The sequence below is a fragment of the Klebsiella sp. GB_Kp047 genome (assembly GCF_040065235.1).
GTDB lineage: Bacteria > Pseudomonadota > Gammaproteobacteria > Enterobacterales > Enterobacteriaceae > Klebsiella > Klebsiella quasipneumoniae.
Genome location: NZ_JBEAJG010000035.1, coordinates 22,165 through 41,026 on the forward strand (window position 1 = coordinate 22,165; position 18,862 = coordinate 41,026).

An 18,862-nucleotide genomic window follows, 5' to 3' on the forward strand; every position below is an offset into this window, starting at 1 on the left:
CTGTTAGCTAATGCTTCGCTTATCCGTACTTTGCCAAATTATCGCTGCGGTAAGTACTGCAGCGGGTTGACGGATTTCCCCTTGTAACGAATTTCAAAATGTAATCTTGTTGAGCTGGTTCCGGTGCTACCCATGGTAGCGATTTTCTGCCCCGCTTTGACTTCCTGTTGCTCCCGAACCAGCATGGTATCGTTATGAGCGTAGGCACTCAGGTAATCATCGTTGTGTTTGATGATAATAAGATTACCGTAGCCGCGCAGTGCGTTACCGGCATAGACGACGCGCCCATCGGCGGTCGCGACAATAGCCTGTCCCTTACTGCCTGCAATGTCGATACCTTTATTGCCGCCTTCCGCGCCACTAAAGTTCTCGATAACTTTGCCATCAGTCGGCCAGCGCCATGATGAGATCGGCGAACTGGTTGACGTACTGCTTGCAGTCGGCTGGGTTGTGCTCACCGTTGTTGGTGCCGTCACCGGCGCGACGACCGTCGAGGTCGTGGTCGCTGGTTTATTATTAGGCAACATCTTGGTAGCACTTTGTTCACCTGAGGATTCAGAATACGTAATAGTCGGTTGTGAAGCAACCACCGCGGTCGATTTTTGTGCAGAAGTTGTGGTGGCCGTCGCACCGCCGCTCGCCCTTGCGCTGGCCTGAGAAACGGCATTTTCACCGGTGATCGGCTGGCCTGAAGCGTTGCCGACCTGCAGCACCTGGCCGACGTTCAGGGCGTACGGGGCCGGGACATTGTTGCGTTGCGCCAGGTCACGGAAATCGTTGCCGGTGACCCAGGCGATATAGAACAGCGTGTCGCCGCGTTTGACCGTATAGGTACTGCCGCCGGTATAGCTACCTTTCGGAATATCGCCATATTTGCGGTTGTAAACGATCTTGCCATTCACCGTCTGCACCGGCTCCTGCGCCATTGGCTGCGGCTGAATGGTCTGGGTCTGTACCGGCTGGATTGGCTGCGCCTGAGGAGCAGACTTGACGCCGGAGGATGGCGGCGTAATCAACATGCCGGAGTTGGTGCTGGAAGAGGCGGCGCCGCCGGCAGAGCTGACCGGCGCAGGCGGATTATTGGTGTTGGTACATCCGGCCAGCCAGAGTGAAACCAGTGAAAGAGCCGCAATACGGCTGACGGTAAATTTGGTGCTTCCCGCGCTCATTTATCCCCCAGGAATATGTTAACTGCCAATATCTTGCTTACCGGGCGACGCCCGGCCAGGACACTGAAAAATGTGTCCACCCTACGCCTAAAGTCAGGCAAAAAAAACCTGGAATAATCCGGGTCTCAGGCCAGCTCCCCTTTCACCAGGGGAACAAAGCGAACGGCCTCGACGGTATCAATGATAAATTCGTTGCCCCGGCGACGGATCCGTTTGAGAAACTGATGCTCCTCGCCAACCGGCAGTACCAGCACGCCGTCGTCATCCAGCTGCGCCAGCAGCGCGGTCGGTATTTCCGGCGGCGCCGCCGTCACAATAATGGCATCAAACGGCGCCCGCGCCTGCCAACCTTGCCACCCATCGCCATGACGGGTTGAAACATTATGTAAATCAAGTTGTTTCAGGCGACGACGCGCCTGCCACTGTAAACTCTTAATTCGCTCTACCGAGCAAACGTGATGCACCAGATGCGCCAGGATGGCCGTCTGGTAACCGGAACCGGTGCCGATCTCCAGCACCCGCGACTCCGGCGTCAACGTCAGCAGCTCGGTCATCCGCGCCACCATGTACGGCTGGGAGATGGTTTGCCCCTGGCCAATCGGCAGCGCGGTGTTTTCCCACGCTTTATGTTCAAAGGCTTCATCAACAAACTTTTCGCGCGGGACGCGCGCGATCGCCTCGAGGACACGTTCATCGACGATGCCCTGCGTGCGCAGTTGATTCAACAAACTTTCAACACGTTTACTTACCATTGCCTGTCAACCCCGACACGTTCCAGCCAATCGGTGACCACCTCATGCGCCTGATGGGCGGTTAAATCGACGTGCAATGGCGTAACGGAAACATAGCCTTCATCCACTGCCGCAAAATCGGTGCCCGGCCCGGCGTCACGCTTATCGCCCGGCGGGCCTATCCAGTACAGGGTATTGCCGCGCGGATCCTTTTGCGGAATCACCTGGTCGGCAGGATGGCGGTTGCCGCAGCGGGTCACGCGGATGCCTTTGATCTGATCAAGGGGCAGGTCCGGGACATTGACGTTGAGGATCCGCCCGGTGCGCAGCGGTTCACGGCTGAGTCCGCGCAGGAGAGTACAGGTCACCGCCGCGGCGGTGTCGTAGTGTTGATAGCCATTGAGCGACACGGCCAGCGCGGGGAACCCCAGATGGCGGCCTTCCATCGCCGCCGCCACGGTGCCGGAGTAAATGACGTCATCGCCCAGGTTGGGTCCGGCGTTGATGCCGGAAACGACGATGTCCGGGCGCGGGCGCATCAGCGCGTTCACGCCAAGATAGACGCAGTCCGTCGGCGTCCCCATCTGGACGGCGATATCGCCATTTTCATAGGTAAAGGTGCGCAATGACGATTCCAGCGTCAGCGAATTCGAAGCCCCGCTGCGGTTACGATCGGGTGCAACCACCTGGACCTCGGCAAACTCCCTTAAGGCCTTCGCCAGGGTCTGTATCCCCGGCGCATGGATCCCGTCATCGTTACTCAGCAATATTCGCATAGTCACCCGTTGTATTGATAAGCTCCCTGACCACGCTGGTGGCGAAGCTGCCCGCCGGCAGCCAGAAACGCAGTTCAACGGTTACATCATCCCACCAGTTCCAGCTCAACTGCTGCGGATAGAGGAGCATCGCCCGGCGCGCCGCCTCGACTTTCTCCCGCACCAACAGTGTCTGCAGCGAGGTTTCCTCGGCGATGGCGGCCTGCTCGGCGGCCAGGGCGTCGCGCTGGCTTCCCCAGTCGCCGCTGCCCGGTAGCGCAGCCGTGATCATCAGTTCGCGGTTGTGCACCCGCGCCTGCGAAACCTCGAGTTCTTCCGGTGTGACGACAAACCAGCTCCCACGCCCCGCTAATTGTAGCGCATCGCCATCAACAACCTGATTAAATTCCGTTTTTTTTAATCTAATACTGACTTGCTGATTAAACAACGCGCTGCGGGCCGCCGACAACCAAAAACTGCGCTTATTGCGATCGCGCACCGGCGCACCGCTCTCCGCCCAGCGCAGCGCGCCCTGCAGGTTACTGCCGCCAATGCCGAAGCGCTGAGCGCCGAAATAGTTCGGCACGCCCCGTTCAGCGATGGCCTGCAGACGCGTCTCCACCTCCTGGCGATCGCTTACCTCGCGCAGGATCAGGGTAAACTGGTTGCCCTTCAGCGCGCCTAATCGCAGCTTACGCTTATGGCGGGCATATTCCAGTACCTGGCAGCCCTCAAGCTGAAATTTGCTCAGATCCGGCATCTCTTTGCCAGGCACCCGAGCGCACAGCCACTGCTCGGTGACGGCGTGCTTATCTTTTTGCCCGGCGAAGCTCACTTCACGGGCATGGATTTTGAGGAATTTCGCCAGTGCGTCGGCGACAAAGCGCGTATTGCAGCCGTTTTTAAGGATCCGCACCAGCACGTGCTCGCCTTCGCCGTCCGGGGCAAAGCCCAGGTCTTCCACTACCAGAAAATCTTCCGGATTGGCTTTCAGCAGCCCGCTGCTCTGCGGCTTGCCGTGCAGCCAGGTCAGTTGGTCAAAGGCGATCATTTGTCGGCCTTACGCAGCAGCGCGACCGCTTCGCAGGCGATCCCTTCCCCGCGGCCGGTGAAGCCCAGCTTCTCGGTGGTGGTCGCTTTCACGTTGACGTCGTCCATATGGCAGCCGAGATCTTCAGCGATAAAGACACGCATCTGCGGGATATGCGGCAGCATTTTCGGTGCCTGGGCGATAATGGTGACGTCGACGTTGCCGAGCGTATAGCCTTTGGCCTGAATGCGGCGCCACGCTTCGCGCAGCAGTTCGCGGCTGTCGGCGCCTTTAAACGCCGGATCGGTATCCGGGAACAGCTTGCCAATATCGCCGAGCGCCGCGGCGCCCAGCAGCGCGTCGGTCAGCGCATGCAGCGCGACGTCGCCGTCGGAATGGGCCAGCAGCCCTTTTTCATAAGGAATGCGTACCCCGCCAATGATGATTGGGCCTTCACCGCCAAAAGCGTGTACGTCAAAACCATGTCCAATTCGCATTAAGCTTTCTCCTGGTGTCGGGAACGGGTGAGGTAAAATTCCGCCAGCGCCAGATCTTCCGGGCGCGTCACTTTAATATTATCAGCGCGTCCGGCGACCAGCTGCGGATGGAAGCCGCAATACTCCAGCGCCGAGGCTTCATCGGTGATGGTGGCCCCCTCGTTCAGCGCCCGGGTGAGGCAATCCACCAGCAGCTCGCGAGGGAAAAATTGCGGGGTGAGCGCGTGCCACAGGTCATTACGATCGACGGTATGGGCGACGGCGGTTTTGCCCGGCTCGGCGCGCTTCATGGTGTCGCGCACCGGGGCCGCGAGGATCCCGCCGACGCGGCTGGTTTCACAGAGTGCCAGCAGGCGGCTGAGGTCATCCTGATGCAGGCAGGGGCGCGCGGCGTCATGCACCAGCACCCACTGCGCTTCCGGTAACGCCTGCAGGCCGGCGAGTACCGAATCGGCGCGCTCGGCGCCGCCATCCACGACGGTAATTTGCGGGTGCTGGGCCAGCGGCAGCTGGCTGAAGCGCCGATCGCCGGGGCTGACGGCAATCACCACGCGCTGGACGCGCGGATCCGCCAGCAGCGCGGCGACCGCGTGTTCGAGAATCGTTTTGTTACCGATTGAGAGATATTGTTTCGGGCATTCCGTTTGCATGCGGCGGCCAAAACCGGCTGCCGGCACCACGGCGCAAATGCCCGGAAAAGTGGCTGCCATGTCGTAATCCTGGGCCTGGTTATCGATTGTTCTGCTGTTGCCCCGATGCCTGGTTGCGTTTAGACGCATCCGGTACCAGACGATAGAAGGTTTCGCCCGGGCGGGTCATGCTGAGTTCATTGCGCGCACGCTCCTCGATCGCTTCCTGACCGCCGTTGAGGTCGTCAATTTCGGCAAACAGCTGATCGTTGCGTGCTTTTAATTTGGCGTTAGTCGCCTGCTGGGCGGTGACGTCGTCGTTAACCCGCGTGTAGTCATGCAGGCCGTTTTTACCGAACCACAGCGAATACTGTAGCCAGACCAGCAAAGCTAATAATAGCAGCGTTAGTTTACCCATCCTGCCCCCTGAAAAACGGCATCATCATCCCAAAACTCGCCCGGGTACGCTACCGGGGCGCGCGGACGATGCAGCGTAACGCGGGGACTGTACCATATTTTTGCCGCTGATACCCATGCTTGATTCATACCAGAAACGGGTTATCCCAACAGCCAGAGGAAGAGTAGCGCAAACATCAGCCCGACGGTCAGGATGGTCGCGCTGGCGCTATAGAGCAGTTTGCCATTGAGCAGAGAGTGCAGCGCAATACCGACCACCACCGCCACTGGCATCAACGCAAGGAAGAATGGCCAGGTGTAGAGGAGGAAGAAAAGTGTATTACTGCCATAGAGAAGGAAGGGAATACCCAGCGCCAGCAGCCATGAAATAAAGCCCACGGCAGCGCCCGACAAAGACCAGGTGGTCTCGTCGCCGGTCGCCGGAGGCGGTTCTGAACGAATAATACTGAGGTTCTGGGTATTGCGCATATCGAATCCTGTAGACCGGGCAACCGGCACCCCTCGATGCCGCTGCCGTTTCAGGATCTGATAATATCGCTCTGTTGCAGCAGGTCTAATAGTTGGTGCACCAAATTTGTTACCAATTGTTCACCATCCAGATGAATTTCCGCCTTTTCCGGTGCCTCATAGACCGAGTCTATGCCGGTGAAATTGCGTAATTCCCCTGCCCGCGCCTTCTTATACAATCCTTTCGGATCCCGCGCCTCGCAAATGGCCAGCGGGGTATCGACGAACACTTCGATAAAGCGTCCCTCCCCCAGGCGCTCGCGCACCATCTGTCGCTCCGCGCGGTGCGGAGATATAAATGCCGTCAATACAACCAGCCCGGCATCGACCATCAGCCTGGCCACTTCACCGACGCGGCGAATGTTCTCTTTGCGATCCTCATCGCTGAATCCCAGGTCGCTGCACAGGCCATGACGCACGTTATCGCCGTCCAGCAGATAGGTGCTGACGCCGCGCTCATGCAAGGCTTCCTCCAGCGCCCCGGCGACGGTGGATTTACCCGACCCCGAAAGGCCGGTAAACCACAGCACCACGCCGCGATGGCCGTGATGCTGTTCCCGCTGCTGCTGGGTCACAGGGTGGGCATGCCAGACGACGTTTTCGTCATGCTGGGCCATTATTTGCCTCCCAGCAGGTCGCGGGCATCCCAGTGCGGGAAGTGTTTGCGGATCAGCTGGTTCAGTTCCAGCTCGAAAGCGCTGTACTGCGATGCCGACGTCGACGCCTGCAGGTGCGGCTCGTTGACCATCCCGGCACCGACGGTGACGTTGGTCAGACGATCGATAAAGATAAGCCCGCCGGTCACCGGGTTTTGCTGATACGGATCCAGCACTAAAGGTTCGTCAAAGGTCAGCTCCACCAGCCCGATGCCGTTCAGCGGCAGAGACTCGACTTCACGCTGGGTCAGGTTGTTAATATCCACCTGGTAACGGATAGCGTCCACGCGGGCGCGGGTCTTCTTACCGGCGATTTTGATGTCGTAGCTCTGCCCCGGGGTCAACGCCTGCTCGGCCATCCATACTACGTCGATGCTGGCGCTTTGCACCGCCGGCAGCGTGGCTTGCGCGTCAACCAGCAGGTCGCCGCGGCTGATGTCGATTTCATCTTTCAGCACAATGGTAATGGCTTCCCCGGCGGCGGCTTCCTGCAGATCGCCGTCGAAGGTGACGATCCGCGCTACGCTCGATTCGACGCCCGACGGCAGCACCTTCAGGCGCTGGCCGACCTGCACGGTGCCGGAGGCGACCGTACCGGAGAAGCCGCGGAAATCGAGGTTCGGACGGTTAACATACTGCACCGGGAAGCGCAGCGGCTGGCTCTCTACTACCCGTTGGATCTCCACGGTTTCGAGGACTTCCAGCAGGGTCGGGCCGCTGTACCACGGCATGTTCGCGCTCTGGCTGGCGACGTTATCGCCCTCCAGCGCCGACAGCGGTACAAAGCGGATATCGAGGTTGCCCGGCAGCTGCTCGGCAAAGGTCAGGTAAGCTTCACGGATCTCGTTGAAGCGCGCTTCGCTAAACTCGACGAGATCCATTTTGTTGACCGCCACCACCAGGTGTTTAATGCCCAGCAGGGTTGAGATAAAGCTGTGACGGCGGGTCTGATCCAGCACGCCTTTGCGCGCGTCGATCAGCAGGATCGCCAGATCGCAGGTGGACGCGCCGGTGGCCATATTGCGGGTGTACTGCTCGTGCCCCGGGGTGTCAGCGATGATAAATTTGCGCTTCTCGGTGGAGAAATAGCGATAGGCCACGTCGATGGTGATGCCCTGCTCGCGCTCGGCCTGCAGGCCATCCACCAGCAGCGCCAGGTCCAGTTTTTCGCCCTGGGTGCCGTGGCGCTTGCTGTCGTTGTGCAGCGAAGAGAGCTGATCTTCATAGATCTGGCGGGTATCGTGCAGCAGACGGCCAATCAGGGTGCTTTTACCGTCATCGACGCTGCCGCAGGTCAGAAAACGCAGCAGGCTCTTGTGCTGTTGCGCGTGCAGATAAGCTTCTACGCCGCCTTCATTAGCAATTTGTTGGGCAATGGTCGTGTTCATGGCGGCTCCTTAGAAATACCCCTGACGTTTCTTCAGCTCCATCGAGCCGGCCTGGTCGCGGTCAATGACGCGCCCCTGACGTTCGCTGGTGGTGGATACCAGCATCTCTTCAATAATTTCCGGCAGCGTTTGCGCTTCAGACTCCACTGCGCCGGTCAGCGGCCAGCAGCCGAGGGTACGGAAACGCACCATCCGCTTTTCAATCACTTCGCCCGGCTGCAGATCGATACGGTCGTCATCGATCATCATCAGCATGCCGTCGCGCTCCAGCACCGGGCGCTCAGCGGCCAGATACAGCGGCACGATTTCGATGTTTTCCAGATAGATGTACTGCCAGATATCCAGCTCGGTCCAGTTGGAGAGCGGGAAGACGCGGATGCTTTCGCCTTTGTTAATCTGGCCGTTGTAGTTGTGCCACAGCTCCGGACGCTGGTTTTTCGGGTCCCAGCGGTGGAAGCGGTCGCGGAAGGAGTAGATGCGCTCTTTGGCGCGGGATTTCTCCTCATCACGGCGCGCGCCGCCGAATGCGGCGTCAAAGCCGTATTTGTTCAGCGCCTGCTTCAGCCCTTCGGTTTTCATGATATCGGTATGCTTGGCGCTGCCGTGGACGAACGGGTTAATGCCCATCGCCACCCCTTCCGGATTTTTATGCACCAGCAGCTCGCAGCCATAGGCTTTGGCGGTACGGTCGCGGAACTCATACATCTCACGGAATTTCCAGCCGGTATCGACGTGCAGCAGCGGGAACGGCAGGGTTCCCGGATAAAACGCTTTGCGCGCCAGATGCAGCATTACGCTGGAATCTTTCCCGATGGAGTACATCATCACCGGGTTAGAAAATTCGGCGGCCACCTCACGAATAATATGGATGCTTTCCGCCTCCAGTTGCCGCAGGTGAGTGAGTCGTTTTTGGTCCATAACCGTTCCTTAAGCCAGATTGACCACCGAAGAGTTAAACCCCTCGGCGGATGATGTATGTTGAAACCAGGCGAGCTGCTGATGCAGCTGCACCACTTCGCCGACCACCAGCAGGGCGGGCATCGGGGCGTCTTTCGCCAGGTGTTCGAGTTGTTGCAATGTGCCGGTTATCGTCTGCTGATCGTCGCGGGTACCGCGGGATATCACCGCCACCGGCGTGTCGCTGTCGCGACCGTGGGCGATCAGCTGGGCGCTGATTTCCGCCGCCTTCATGGTGCCCATGTAGATCGCCAGCGTCTGTTGGCTCTTCGCCAACAGCGCCCAGTCGAAGGGGGCGCTGTCCGGCTTATAGTGCCCGGTGACAAAGACGGCGCTTTGCGCATAATCGCGATGGGTCAGCGGAATACCGGCGTAGGCCGTCGCGCCGGCGGCTGCGGTGACGCCAGGCACCACCTGGAACGGGATCCCCGCCTCGGCGGCAGCCTGCAGCTCTTCTGCGCCGCGGCCAAAAATAAACGGATCGCCGCCCTTCAGGCGCACGACGGTTTTCCCCGCCTTCGCCGCCTCCACCAGCAGCTGATTGGTTTCATGCTGCGGCACCGAGTGCTCGCCGGCGCGTTTGCCGACGCAAACCAGCTCGGCATCGCGGCGCACCAGCTCGAGAACCGGCTGGGTCACCAGATGATCGTGGAAAACCACGTCCGCCTGCTGGATCGCCTGCAGGCCACGCAGGGTCAGCAGCCCGGCATCGCCCGGTCCGGCCCCTACCAGAATAATTTCACCCGTTTCGCGTTCGGGCTTATCCAGCTCATCCTGCAGCGCCTTTTCCGCCTCCGCAGCGTTGCCCGCCACCATCAGGCTGGCGAAGCGACCGGTAAAGACCCGCTCCCAAAAGCGGCGACGCGCTTCGGTGGTCGTCAGACGGGTTTTCAGATGGTTGCGCCAGTAGCTCGCCGATTCCGCCAGACGCCCGAGGTTCGTCGGCAGCAGCGCTTCGATTTTTTCGCGCAGAATGCGCGACAGCACCGGCGCTTTCCCGCTGGAGGAGATCGCCACCAGCAGCGGCGAACGGTCGACGATAGAAGGGAAAACAAACGAGCACAGCGCCTGGTTATCCACTACGTTGACCAGTCGGTAGCGCGCGTTAGCCGCCGCAAACACCCGCTGGTTAAGCGCCTCGTCCTCCGTGGCGGCAATCACCAGATAGACATCGTCCACCAGAGCGTCGCTAAATTCCGTCGCCCGCCAGCTAAGCGCCTGGCGCGCCGCCAGATCGGCCAGCGCCGGAGACAACGTCCCGGCGACCACCTGCACCTGCGCCTGGGCTCGCAGCAGGAACTTGATCTTGCGCTCGGCAATCTCACCGCCGCCGATCACCAGTACGGGCCTTTGTTTCAGTTCGGCAAAAAGGGGCAAGTAATCCACGGGGTAACAACTCTCTTACAATCAGCGATACTGCGACTATAGGGTGCGCCTTAGAGCAAATGAAATTACGAAATGGAATGAGTTGTGACGCAAAGGAATAACGCGATGGAAATCCAAATATCAAAAAGTGCTTAACACGCTATTTTTCCGCTATTTAAGAGCAATTGAAATTGTTTAACCGCGGTCACAGTTTCATACTGTACGCGTCAAATTGTCTCGTTCGTGTAAGGACCCCTTATGTTTTCCGCGTTGTGCCGCCGTCTGCTTCCGCTGGCGCTCGGCACCGGTTTTGTTTTCGCCGCCGCCCCCGCCTTCTGCGCGCTGGGCGACACCGCCAGTAGTCAGGCTCGCCATATCGCCACCGTCTTCCCGGGACGCATGACCGGAACGCCCCCGGAAATGCTCTCAGCTGACTATCTGCGCCAGCAGTTCGCCCGGATGGGCTATCAGAGCGACGTGCGGAGCTTCAATACCCGCTACATCTATACCGACAGCAACCAGCGTAAAAACTGGCATAACGCCACCGGCAGTACGGTGATCGCCGCCCATGAAGGCCAGTCTCGCCAGCAAATCATCATCATGGCCCACCTTGATACCTACGCGCCGCAGAGCGATAAAGACGTCGAAAATAACCTCGGCGGCCTGACGCTGCAGGGAATTGACGACAACGCGATGGGGCTCGGGGTGATGCTGGAGCTGGCGGAGCATTTAAAGAACGTCCCCACCCGCTATGGCATTCGCTTTATCGCCACCAGCGGCGAAGAGGAAGGTCGTCTCGGCGCGCAAAACCTGCTGCAGCGGATGAGCGAGGCGGAAAAGAAAAATACCCTGCTGGTGATCAATCTCGATAACCTGGTGGTAGGCGATAAGCTTTACTTCAACAGCGGCCGCCGCACGCCGGCCTCGGTACGCAAGCTGACCCGCGATCGCGCGTTGGCTATCGCCCGCAGCAAAGGCATTGCCGCCTACACCAATCCGGGACTCAATCCGGCTTACCCGAAAGGCACCAGCTGCTGTAATGACGCCAGCGTCTTCGACAACGCGGGGATCCCGGTGCTGTCGGTGGAAGCGACCAACTGGTCATTAGGCAAGAAAGATGGCTATCAGCAGCGGAGCAAATCGCGCAGCTTCCCACAGGGCATCAGCTGGCATGACGTGCAGCTGGATAATCAGCAGTATATCGACCACGCGCTGCCGGGACGGATCGAGCATCGCGGGCGCGATGTCGTGAAAGTGATGCTGCCGCTGGTGAAAGAGCTGGCGAAGGTGGAGAAGAAAAGCTGACGGCTGCAAATGAACACGCGGCATCACCCGCGTGTTCTCTTGCACACCTTTCCCTCAGGAGGCGCTATTAACCCTCGTGCAATCCGCACTCGCGTTTAAGCCCGAAGAACCGGGTCTCTTCTTCTGCCATGCCCGGCTCCCATTTGCGGGTGGTGTGGGTATCGCCTACCGACAGATAGCCCTGATCCCACAGCGGATGGTATTTCAGCCCGTGCTTTTGCAGGTACTGATACACTGTCCGGTTATCCCAGTCGATAATCGGCAACACCTTGAACACCCCGCGCTGGACCGCCAGCACCGGAAGCGTAGCCCGACTGCCCGACTGCTCGCGGCGCAGACCGGCAAACCACGTCTGCGCGTTGAGCTCTTTCAGCGCCCGGTTCATCGGTTCAACCTTGTTGATCTCATTGTATTTCTCAATGCCCTCAACGCCCTGCTCCCACAGCTTGCCGTAGCGCGCCTCCTGCCAGGCCGCGCTTTCAGCCGCGCGGTAGACCTTCAGGTTCAGCTTGAGTTTGTCCGTCAGCTCATCAATAAACTGGTAGGTTTCCGGGAACAGGTAACCGGTATCGGTAAGGATCACCGGAATGTCCGGGCGGATCTGGTTCACCAGGTGCAAACTCACCGCCGCCTGAATGCCAAAGCTTGACGACAGCACATAGTCTCCCGGCAGGTTTTCCAGCGCCCAGGCCACACGCCCTTCGGCGTCGAGCTTTTCCAGCTGGGCGTTGGTTTCCGCGAGTGCCAGAATGCGTTCCACTTTCGGCAATGCATTAAGCGCGTTTAGATCGAGTACGGACATAAGAACCTCGTTTGCCTGTTTTGCCGGGCGGCACTGCGTTTGCCCGGCCTACGGGTTTTACAGGCCCGGATCGCTACGCGCCACCGGGCACCAGGATGTTACTCCCAGAAATCGCGGGCTGGATCGAGCACCGGGCGAATGATGCCCGCACGCACCGTAAAGTCGCCGAAGCCTTCACCCGCTTCGCGCTCTTTCGCCCAGCGCCCTACCAGTTGGTCTAGCGAGTCGAGAATTTCCGACTCGGTAATGTTCTCCCGGTACATCCGCGGGATGCGGGTGCCGCTGCGGTTACCGCCGATGTGCAGGTTATAGCGACCTGGCGCTTTCCCCACCAGCCCCACTTCCGCGAGCATCGCGCGACCGCAGCCGTTCGGGCAGCCGGTGACGCGGGTGACGATATGCTCATCGCTCACGCCGTGCTTGCTCATCACCCCTTCCACCTTGTCGATAAACGACGGCAGGAAACGCTCGGCTTCCGCCATCGCCAGCGGGCAGGTCGGGAAGGAGACGCAGGCCATCGAGTTTTCGCGCTGCGGGGTGACGGCATTCATCAGGCCATGATCCCGCGCCAGCTTCTCGATCCGCGCCTTCTGATCTTCCGGTACGCTGGCGACGATCAGGTTCTGGTTGGCGGTGATGCGGAATTCGCCTTGATGGATCTTAGCAATCTCCAGCAGACCGGTTTTCAGCGGGCGCCCCGGATAATCCAGAATGCGGCCGTTTTCAATAAACAGCGTCAGGTGCCATTTATCATCAATCCCCTTCACCCAGCCGATGCGGTCGCCGCGGCCGGTGAATTCGTACGGGCGGATCGGCTCAAACTTAATACCTGCCCGGCGCTCCACTTCCGCCTTGAAGGTTTCGACGCCAACGCGCTCAAGGGTGTACTTGGTTTTCGCATTCTTACGGTCGGTACGGTTACCCCAGTCGCGCTGGGTGGTCACGACCGCTTCCGCCACCGCCAGAGTATGCTCCAGCGGCAGATAACCGAATTCGCTCGCCGTGCGGGCGTAGGTTTTTTTGTTACCGTGTTCGATAGACAGACCGCCGCCCACCAACAGGTTAAAGCCCACCAGCTTGCCGTTTTCGGCGATCGCTACGAAGTTCATGTCGTTGGCGTGCAGATCGATATCGTTCTGCGGCGGGATCACCACCGTGGTTTTAAACTTACGCGGCAGATAGGTCTGACCGAGGATCGGTTCTTCGTCAGTGGTGGCGACCTTTTTCTGATCCAGCCAGATTTCGGCATAGGCGCGGGTGCGCGGCAGCAGATGCTCGGAGATCTTTTTCGCCCACTCGTAGGCCTCGGCGTGCAGCTGCGACTCGTACGGGTTGGAGGTGCACAGCACGTTACGGTTCATATCGTTGGCGGTAGCCAGCGCGTCCAGCCCCACCGAGTGCAGCATCTGATGCACCGGCTTGACGTTCTTTTTCAGAATGCCGTGGAACTGGAAAGTCTGCCGGTTGGTCAGGCGAATACTGCCGTAAATGGTGTTCTCGGCGGCAAACTTATCGATCGCCTTCCACTGGGTGGTGGTGATCACTCCGCCCGGCAGACGGCAGCGCAGGAGCATTGCATGGCGCGGCTCCAGCTTCTGAGCGGCGCGTTCCGCGCGGATATCGCGATCGTCCTGCTGGTACATACCGTGGAAACGGATCAGCAGGAAGTTATCGCCTTTAAAACCGCCGGTCAGACCGTCGTTTAAATCTTCCGCAATGGTGCCGCGCAGGTAGTTGCTCTCGAGCTTCATACGCTCGGCATCGGTCAGTTTACCTTCGACCACTAAAGGCCCCGGATGTTTTTCGCTCATTAGTAGACATCTCGCTGATAACGGCGCTCAACGCGCAGCTCACTTAAAAATTCGTCCGCCGCTTCGGCGTCCATCGCGCCGTATTCGGCAATCACTTCCAGTAAAGTCTGTTCCACGTCTTTAGCCATACGATTGGCGTCGCCGCAGACATAAATGTGGGCGCCATCATTGATCCAGCGCCACAGCTCGGCCCCCTGCTCACGCAGTTTGTCCTGCACATAGATTTTTTGTTGTTGATCGCGGGACCAGGCCAGATCGATACGGGTCAGCAGCCCCTCTTTTACATAGCTCTGCCACTCCACCTGATAGAGGAAATCTTCAGTGAAGTGCGGGTTGCCGAAGAACAGCCAGTTCTTACCTGGCGCCCCGTCCGCTGCGCGCTGCTGCATGAAGGCGCGGAACGGCGCAATACCGGTGCCCGGGCCAATCATGATCACCGGCGTCTCCGGGTTAGCCGGCAGACGGAAGTTGTCATTGTGCTCGATGAAGACGCGGACTTCGCCATCCTCTTCCACGCGGTCGGCGAGGAAGCTGGAGGCGCCGCCAGCCCGGGCGCGGCCTTCAATGTCATAGCGCACCACGCCCACGGTGACATGCACTTCGCTCTCCACTTCCGCCTGCGAGGAGGCAATGGAGTACAGACGCGGCGTCAGCGGGCGCAGCAGACCGATTAACGCCTCAGCGTCCAGCTGCGCGGGTGAGAAACGGACCATATCGACGATCGGCGTCGCGGCGGCATACTGCTGCAGCTGAGCTTTATCGCCCACCAGCGGCAGCAGCGATTCGCTGCGGGTCAGGGTGGCGTAGTTCTCAACGATAGCGGCGGTGTTGACCGTCAGCTCAAAATGCCACTGCAGGGCTTCCGCCAGCGGCAGGGTTTTGCCCTCGACGGTTACCGGCTCGTCGCCTTTCAGCCACAGCAGCTCCACCAGCTCTTTCACCAGCTGAGGATCGTTTTGATACCAGACGCCCAGCGCGTCACCCGGCTGATAGCGCAGACCGGAATCACCGAGGTCAATTTCGATATGGCGTACATCTTTTTCTGAATCGCGGCCGGTGATTTTCTGGTTGACCGACAGGGTCGCCGTTAGCGGAGCCTCTTTGGTGTATGGGCTGGTATGAATGTCGTTCACTGCGCCGCTGGCGGCCAGCTGAGCGGGCGCGGCGACCGGCGCACGAGCCTTCAGCACCTCAACGACGCGCGCGCGCCATTCAGCGGCCGCAGCCTGATATTCAACGTCGGCGTCGACGCGATCGAGCAGGCGTTCCGCGCCAAGTTCGGCCAGCTTGCTGTCGAAATCTTTGCCGGACTGGCAGAAGAATTCATAAGAGGTATCGCCGAGGCCAAAGACGGCGAATGCGGTTCCGTCCAGCTTCGGCGCTTTTTTAGAGAACAGAAACTTATGCAATGCGACCGCTTCTTCCGGCGGCTCACCTTCCCCCTGGGTGGAGGTCACGACCACCAGCAGTTTTTCAGCAGCAATTTGTTTGAATTTATAATCACCTGCATTCACCAGCTTCACGTTCAGCTTCGCCGCCAGCAGATCGTCACGCAGCGCTTCGGCGACGCGGCGAGCGTTGCCGGTTTGCGAGGCGGAAATCAGCGTGATCGTCGGGACCTCGGCGGCCGGGGCGGGAGCGGCTGCCGCTGCGCCAGAGTGCTGATTCAGCACGCCCCAGAAATAGCCAGACACCCAGGCGAGCTGAGTGGGCGTGAAGTCAGTGGTGGCCGCCTGAAGGCGCGCCAGTTGCTCCGGGTTGAGCGGCAGCAAGTTGGAAGGTGGGGCCTGTGTCGTCATGCGTCGTTTGTTCCAGTAAGCAAAGCTGTTATTCGCACCCTGTCAGCGCGACAAAAACAGAAGAGAATAGAAGGTTAACGGCGGGCATAGTAACAATTAAAGAAGGGATGGAAATAATAAATAACCAAATGGACTAACCGGTTTTAGTTGTAGTTATTAACAACAAAATCGATTAAATAACCATCTGAAATATCGAAACTTTATGGACTTAACCCAGATAAATGTGTCGATTTTCTGTTCAGGGCCGTTTTAGTTAATGCGAAAAAATGTACTTTCCGGTACCCTACGGCGGTTTTTTTCGTCCTGTTGAGAGTCAATGATGTCCACCACGCTGTTTAAAGATTTCACCTTCGAAGCCGCCCACCACCTGCCGCACGTCCCGGAAGGACACAAATGCGGTCGCCTGCATGGCCACTCCTTTATGGTGCGTCTGGAGATAACCGGTGAAGTCGATCCCCATACCGGGTGGATCATGGATTTCGCCGAGCTGAAGGCCGCCTTCAAGCCGACCTACGATCGCCTGGACCACTATTATCTGAACGATATCCCCGGTCTGGAAAACCCTACCAGCGAAGTGCTGGCCAAATGGATCTGGGATGAGATGAAACCGCGGGTGCCGCTGCTGAGCGCGGTGATGGTGAAAGAGACCTGCACCGCCGGCTGCGTCTATCGCGGCGAGTAAGCGAAAAAAAGCCCGGTCAGTATGCTACCGGGCTTTTTTATCAGGCGATATTCAGATATTTATGCGTCTGCATGGACAGGCGCCAGTTACGGGCGATGCAGGTGTCGATACACAAGCGCGTCGCGTCTTCTTTCTGACTGATCGGCTGCAGGGCGATGATCCGCGGTTTGTCATCGCTCAGCGTTTCCAGCAGTTCGTCCAGCGCTTCGATGTCGCGGACGCGCCCTACCGGATGCTTGATCTCATCCGCCCGCTGCAGGGCCTGAGACAGCACGTCATACCCGCCGCGCATGTTGACCTTCGGGGAAACCGTCACCCAGGTGTTGTGGCTGCAAAGCACTTCATGGGTGCCGCTGGTTTCAATCTGACAGCTAAAGCCGTTTTGTTCCAGAAGCGAGGTTAACGGCGTTAAGTCGTGAATGCAGGGCTCACCGCCGGTAATGACCACGTGGCGGGCAGTCCACCCCTGACGACCGATAATCGCCAGCAGATCTTCACTGCTTGCCGGCCCCCACTTATCGCTCTCTTTGGTTTTCGCCAGGATGCTGAACAATGACACTTCCCGATCGGCCAGTTTGTCCCAGGTATGCTTGGTGTCACACCACGCGCATCCTACCGGGCATCCCTGCAGACGAATAAAAATGGCAGGCACGCCGGTGAAGTAACCCTCGCCTTGCAGGGTCTGGAACATCTCGTTAATCGGGTACTGCATAGTCATCTCTGTTTAGGGTGATAAACGCATATTATCGCAGATTTCACTGTCCAGGTCTTGTCCTGCGCTGCGATCGTTTTTCCCTCACAGGGTCGCTTTCTCACCCCGGACGTTATTCATTGTTAATTAAAAGCATGCTTCTGTTTTCGTTTATTTCATTAGTGTGGTAAGGATTTAAATAAACAGCGGGGCGTACCGCAGCGAAGAAAGATGTAACAGAAGATGTTTTTCGTGTTATATACCAGAACATAAAAAACGTCAGCGGAAAAATAAAAACATGTTTAAATACATGCATGTACAAATTGATACATGAAAGAGTGAATTATTTACCTGGTCTGAGAGTCGAATCCAATCCGCCGCCGAAAATAAGCTTAAGCCCCTCTTAATAAAGTCCTGCTGCCCGCCATTTTTTATTTAATCGTCGTTTACTTTGGCCCTCCTAGAATCCCGCAGACCAACCATAATGAGATAGCGTTTATGACCACATTATTCATTACCGGCGTCACCGGTTTTCTGGGCGGCGCGGCGTTAGAGAAAATACTCCATCAGGATAGCCAATTAGATCTGCTGCTACTGGTGCGTGCCAACAGCCCCGAAGCAGGCCTGGAACGGGTCAAGGAAAACATGCGTAAGTTCAACATCGCCGAGGAGAAACTGGCGATGCTGCGACCGCAGCAGATCCTGCTGGGCGATCTCGCCTCTCCGGAGCATTTTCTTAACGATCCGCGGCTTGAGCAAGTCACCCATGTTCTCAACTGCGCCGCTGTCGCCTCGTTTGGCAGCAACCCGCTCATCTGGAAGGTTAACGTTACGGGTACGCTGCGTCTGGCGCAACGGATGGCGCAGGTGGCGGGTCTGCAGCGTTTTCTCCACGTCGGCACCGCAATGTCCTGCTCACCGGAGCCGGATTCGCTGGTCGCCGAGAGCGCGGAGTTTCGGCAGCGCGCCGAGCATCTGGTGGAATATACCCACTCGAAATCGGCCATCGAGCAACTGATGCAGCAGCACTGCCCTACGCTACCGCTGGTCATTGCCCGCCCTTCTATTGTGGTGGGCCATACTCATCACGGCTGCCGGCCTTCCAGCAGTATTTTCTGGGTATTCAGCATGGGACTGATGCTGCAGAAATTTATGTGCGCGATGGAGGACCGAATCGATGTTATCCCGGTGGACTACTGCGCCGACGCCCTGCTGATGCTGCTTAACCAGCCGCTGGCCCACGGCGAGGTAGTGCATATCTCTGCCGGTGAGGAGAACAGCGTGAAGTTTGCCGACATCGACCGGGCGATGGCCCTGGCGCTGGAGCAGGCGCCGGTGGGAGATAAGTACGCCCAGGTGAGTTATGAAACGCTGGTCAAAATGCGTCGCGAACTGAAAGGAATTTTTGGGCCGTGCAATGAGCGACTGATGCTGAAAGCGATGCGCTTATATGGCGCGTTCGCCACGCTGAACGTGCGCTTTAGCAACGACAAGCTGCTGAGCATGGGGATGCCAAAACCGCCGCGCTTTACCGATTACATCGACCGCTGCGTGGAAACCACCCGCGGGTTGTCGATCCCTCAGCAAATGGCCGTCGACTTTAAATAATGGCCGCAGGTATAAAAAAAATGCCAGCCCGAAGGCTGGCATGGTTATTTCATAAGGACAGGA

General features: G+C 58.5%; 20 protein-coding genes. 4 read left to right on the forward strand and 16 right to left on the reverse strand.

The features are described 5' to 3' along the window. Positions 1 to 38: 38 nt before the first annotated feature. The gene (gene nlpD / locus ABLV76_RS15750) at positions 39 to 1,118 is read right to left on the reverse strand and encodes a murein hydrolase activator NlpD (RefSeq protein ID WP_224052234.1); all 1,080 of its coding nucleotides are present in this window, start codon (positions 1,116 to 1,118) and stop codon (positions 39 to 41) included. Here nlpD and ABLV76_RS15755 point away from each other — a divergent pair. Further along, complete coding sequence (locus ABLV76_RS15755; protein ID WP_224052236.1) at positions 1,060 to 1,191, forward strand: peptidase; 132 nt, start codon at positions 1,060 to 1,062, stop codon at positions 1,189 to 1,191. The two genes, nlpD and ABLV76_RS15755, sit on opposite strands and share 59 nt — an antisense overlap. Positions 1,192 to 1,294: 103 nt before the next feature. Here ABLV76_RS15755 and ABLV76_RS15760 read toward each other — a convergent pair whose 3' ends face one another. From ABLV76_RS15760 to cysG, 11 genes are all read right to left on the reverse strand, one after another. Continuing rightward, positions 1,295 to 1,921, reverse strand: coding sequence for a protein-L-isoaspartate(D-aspartate) O-methyltransferase (locus ABLV76_RS15760; RefSeq protein WP_004205602.1), 627 nt, complete (start codon positions 1,919 to 1,921; stop codon positions 1,295 to 1,297). Further along, on the reverse strand, positions 1,915 to 2,676 hold the full coding sequence (gene surE / locus ABLV76_RS15765; protein WP_004205600.1) for a 5'/3'-nucleotidase SurE: 762 nt from the start codon (positions 2,674 to 2,676) through the stop codon (positions 1,915 to 1,917). Before surE ends, ABLV76_RS15760 begins: the two co-directional genes overlap by 7 nt. Beyond that, positions 2,657 to 3,706 carry a tRNA pseudouridine(13) synthase TruD gene (truD, locus tag ABLV76_RS15770; RefSeq protein ID WP_032456525.1) on the reverse strand — a complete coding sequence of 350 codons (1,050 nt, stop codon included), beginning with the start codon at positions 3,704 to 3,706 and terminating at the stop codon, positions 2,657 to 2,659. The genes surE and truD overlap by 20 nt, the downstream gene beginning before the upstream one ends. Further along, positions 3,703 to 4,182, reverse strand: a complete 480-nt coding sequence (gene ispF / locus ABLV76_RS15775; protein WP_004181093.1) for a 2-C-methyl-D-erythritol 2,4-cyclodiphosphate synthase — start codon at positions 4,180 to 4,182, stop codon at positions 3,703 to 3,705. Before ispF ends, truD begins: the two co-directional genes overlap by 4 nt. After that, positions 4,182 to 4,892 carry a 2-C-methyl-D-erythritol 4-phosphate cytidylyltransferase gene (gene ispD / locus ABLV76_RS15780; RefSeq protein WP_017899180.1) on the reverse strand — a complete coding sequence of 237 codons (711 nt, stop codon included), beginning with the start codon at positions 4,890 to 4,892 and terminating at the stop codon, positions 4,182 to 4,184. Before ispD ends, ispF begins: the two co-directional genes overlap by 1 nt. Positions 4,893 to 4,911: 19 nt before the next feature. Further along, a complete protein-coding gene (gene ftsB, locus ABLV76_RS15785) occupies positions 4,912 to 5,229 on the reverse strand; it encodes a cell division protein FtsB (RefSeq protein ID WP_002915156.1) in 318 nt (105 codons plus the stop codon). A 140-nt stretch (positions 5,230 to 5,369) separates the two neighbouring features. Continuing rightward, the gene (locus tag ABLV76_RS15790) at positions 5,370 to 5,696 is read right to left on the reverse strand and encodes a DUF3561 family protein (RefSeq protein WP_004205590.1); all 327 of its coding nucleotides are present in this window, start codon (positions 5,694 to 5,696) and stop codon (positions 5,370 to 5,372) included. A 50-nt stretch (positions 5,697 to 5,746) separates the two neighbouring features. Next, a complete protein-coding gene (gene cysC, locus ABLV76_RS15795; RefSeq protein ID WP_002915158.1) occupies positions 5,747 to 6,352 on the reverse strand; it encodes an adenylyl-sulfate kinase in 606 nt (201 codons plus the stop codon). Further along, positions 6,352 to 7,779, reverse strand: coding sequence for a sulfate adenylyltransferase subunit CysN (gene cysN, locus ABLV76_RS15800; protein ID WP_004205589.1), 1,428 nt, complete (start codon positions 7,777 to 7,779; stop codon positions 6,352 to 6,354). Before cysN ends, cysC begins: the two co-directional genes overlap by 1 nt. A 9-nt stretch (positions 7,780 to 7,788) precedes the next feature. After that, positions 7,789 to 8,697, reverse strand: a complete 909-nt coding sequence (gene cysD / locus ABLV76_RS15805) for a sulfate adenylyltransferase subunit CysD (RefSeq protein WP_002915160.1) — start codon at positions 8,695 to 8,697, stop codon at positions 7,789 to 7,791. Between the two features lie 9 nt (positions 8,698 to 8,706). Then, a complete protein-coding gene (gene cysG, locus ABLV76_RS15810; RefSeq protein ID WP_348878382.1) occupies positions 8,707 to 10,113 on the reverse strand; it encodes a siroheme synthase CysG in 1,407 nt (468 codons plus the stop codon). Positions 10,114 to 10,359: 246 nt separating this feature from the next. Between cysG and ABLV76_RS15815 the strand changes: the two genes are divergently transcribed. Beyond that, positions 10,360 to 11,406 carry an aminopeptidase gene (locus ABLV76_RS15815; RefSeq protein ID WP_017899183.1) on the forward strand — a complete coding sequence of 349 codons (1,047 nt, stop codon included), beginning with the start codon at positions 10,360 to 10,362 and terminating at the stop codon, positions 11,404 to 11,406. A 67-nt stretch (positions 11,407 to 11,473) separates the two neighbouring features. Here the strand turns inward: ABLV76_RS15815 and cysH are convergent, their stop codons facing one another. The 3 genes from cysH to cysJ form a co-directional block, all read right to left on the reverse strand. Continuing rightward, entirely contained in the window at positions 11,474 to 12,208 is a 735-nt protein-coding gene (gene cysH / locus ABLV76_RS15820) for a phosphoadenosine phosphosulfate reductase (protein WP_004205586.1), read from the reverse strand. Positions 12,209 to 12,306: 98 nt separating this feature from the next. Next, positions 12,307 to 14,019, reverse strand: coding sequence for an assimilatory sulfite reductase (NADPH) hemoprotein subunit (cysI, locus tag ABLV76_RS15825; RefSeq protein ID WP_004205585.1), 1,713 nt, complete (start codon positions 14,017 to 14,019; stop codon positions 12,307 to 12,309). Beyond that, positions 14,019 to 15,818 carry an NADPH-dependent assimilatory sulfite reductase flavoprotein subunit gene (cysJ, locus tag ABLV76_RS15830; RefSeq protein ID WP_004205584.1) on the reverse strand — a complete coding sequence of 600 codons (1,800 nt, stop codon included), beginning with the start codon at positions 15,816 to 15,818 and terminating at the stop codon, positions 14,019 to 14,021. The genes cysI and cysJ overlap by 1 nt, the downstream gene beginning before the upstream one ends. 316 nt (positions 15,819 to 16,134) lie before the next feature. Here cysJ and queD point away from each other — a divergent pair, with 316 nt between their 5' ends. Next, the gene (gene queD, locus ABLV76_RS15835) at positions 16,135 to 16,500 is read left to right on the forward strand and encodes a 6-carboxytetrahydropterin synthase QueD (RefSeq protein ID WP_004174641.1); all 366 of its coding nucleotides are present in this window, start codon (positions 16,135 to 16,137) and stop codon (positions 16,498 to 16,500) included. A 40-nt stretch (positions 16,501 to 16,540) separates the two neighbouring features. Here queD and queE read toward each other — a convergent pair whose 3' ends face one another. Further along, positions 16,541 to 17,212, reverse strand: a complete 672-nt coding sequence (gene queE / locus ABLV76_RS15840) for a 7-carboxy-7-deazaguanine synthase QueE (RefSeq protein ID WP_004205582.1) — start codon at positions 17,210 to 17,212, stop codon at positions 16,541 to 16,543. Between the two features lie 477 nt (positions 17,213 to 17,689). On the opposite strand from queE, the gene ABLV76_RS15845 reads away from it, so the two are divergent. Beyond that, complete coding sequence (locus ABLV76_RS15845) at positions 17,690 to 18,799, forward strand: SDR family oxidoreductase (protein WP_004205581.1); 1,110 nt, start codon at positions 17,690 to 17,692, stop codon at positions 18,797 to 18,799. The last annotated feature ends 63 nt before the right edge of the window (positions 18,800 to 18,862 follow it).

What these genes read in the sequence shown, in the direction of transcription:
- ABLV76_RS15760 (WP_004205602.1), bottom strand. Translation starts at nt 1,921, where the DNA reads ATGGTAAGTAAACGTGTTGAAAGTTTGTTGAATCAACTGCGCACGCAG.
- surE (WP_004205600.1), bottom strand. Translation starts at nt 2,676, where the DNA reads ATGCGAATATTGCTGAGTAACGATGACGGGATCCATGCGCCGGGGATA.
- truD (WP_032456525.1), bottom strand. Translation starts at nt 3,706, where the DNA reads ATGATCGCCTTTGACCAACTGACCTGGCTGCACGGCAAGCCGCAGAGC.
- ispF (WP_004181093.1), bottom strand. Translation starts at nt 4,182, where the DNA reads ATGCGAATTGGACATGGTTTTGACGTACACGCTTTTGGCGGTGAAGGC.
- ispD (WP_017899180.1), bottom strand. Translation starts at nt 4,892, where the DNA reads ATGGCAGCCACTTTTCCGGGCATTTGCGCCGTGGTGCCGGCAGCCGGT.
- ftsB (WP_002915156.1), bottom strand. Translation starts at nt 5,229, where the DNA reads ATGGGTAAACTAACGCTGCTATTATTAGCTTTGCTGGTCTGGCTACAG.
- ABLV76_RS15790 (WP_004205590.1), bottom strand. Translation starts at nt 5,696, where the DNA reads ATGCGCAATACCCAGAACCTCAGTATTATTCGTTCAGAACCGCCTCCG.
- cysC (WP_002915158.1), bottom strand. Translation starts at nt 6,352, where the DNA reads ATGGCCCAGCATGACGAAAACGTCGTCTGGCATGCCCACCCTGTGACC.
- cysN (WP_004205589.1), bottom strand. Translation starts at nt 7,779, where the DNA reads ATGAACACGACCATTGCCCAACAAATTGCTAATGAAGGCGGCGTAGAA.
- cysD (WP_002915160.1), bottom strand. Translation starts at nt 8,697, where the DNA reads ATGGACCAAAAACGACTCACTCACCTGCGGCAACTGGAGGCGGAAAGC.
- ABLV76_RS15815 (WP_017899183.1), top strand. Translation starts at nt 10,360, where the DNA reads ATGTTTTCCGCGTTGTGCCGCCGTCTGCTTCCGCTGGCGCTCGGCACC.
- cysH (WP_004205586.1), bottom strand. Translation starts at nt 12,208, where the DNA reads ATGTCCGTACTCGATCTAAACGCGCTTAATGCATTGCCGAAAGTGGAA.
- cysI (WP_004205585.1), bottom strand. Translation starts at nt 14,019, where the DNA reads ATGAGCGAAAAACATCCGGGGCCTTTAGTGGTCGAAGGTAAACTGACC.
- cysJ (WP_004205584.1), bottom strand. Translation starts at nt 15,818, where the DNA reads ATGACGACACAGGCCCCACCTTCCAACTTGCTGCCGCTCAACCCGGAG.
- queD (WP_004174641.1), top strand. Translation starts at nt 16,135, where the DNA reads ATGATGTCCACCACGCTGTTTAAAGATTTCACCTTCGAAGCCGCCCAC.
- queE (WP_004205582.1), bottom strand. Translation starts at nt 17,212, where the DNA reads ATGCAGTACCCGATTAACGAGATGTTCCAGACCCTGCAAGGCGAGGGT.
- ABLV76_RS15845 (WP_004205581.1), top strand. Translation starts at nt 17,690, where the DNA reads ATGACCACATTATTCATTACCGGCGTCACCGGTTTTCTGGGCGGCGCG.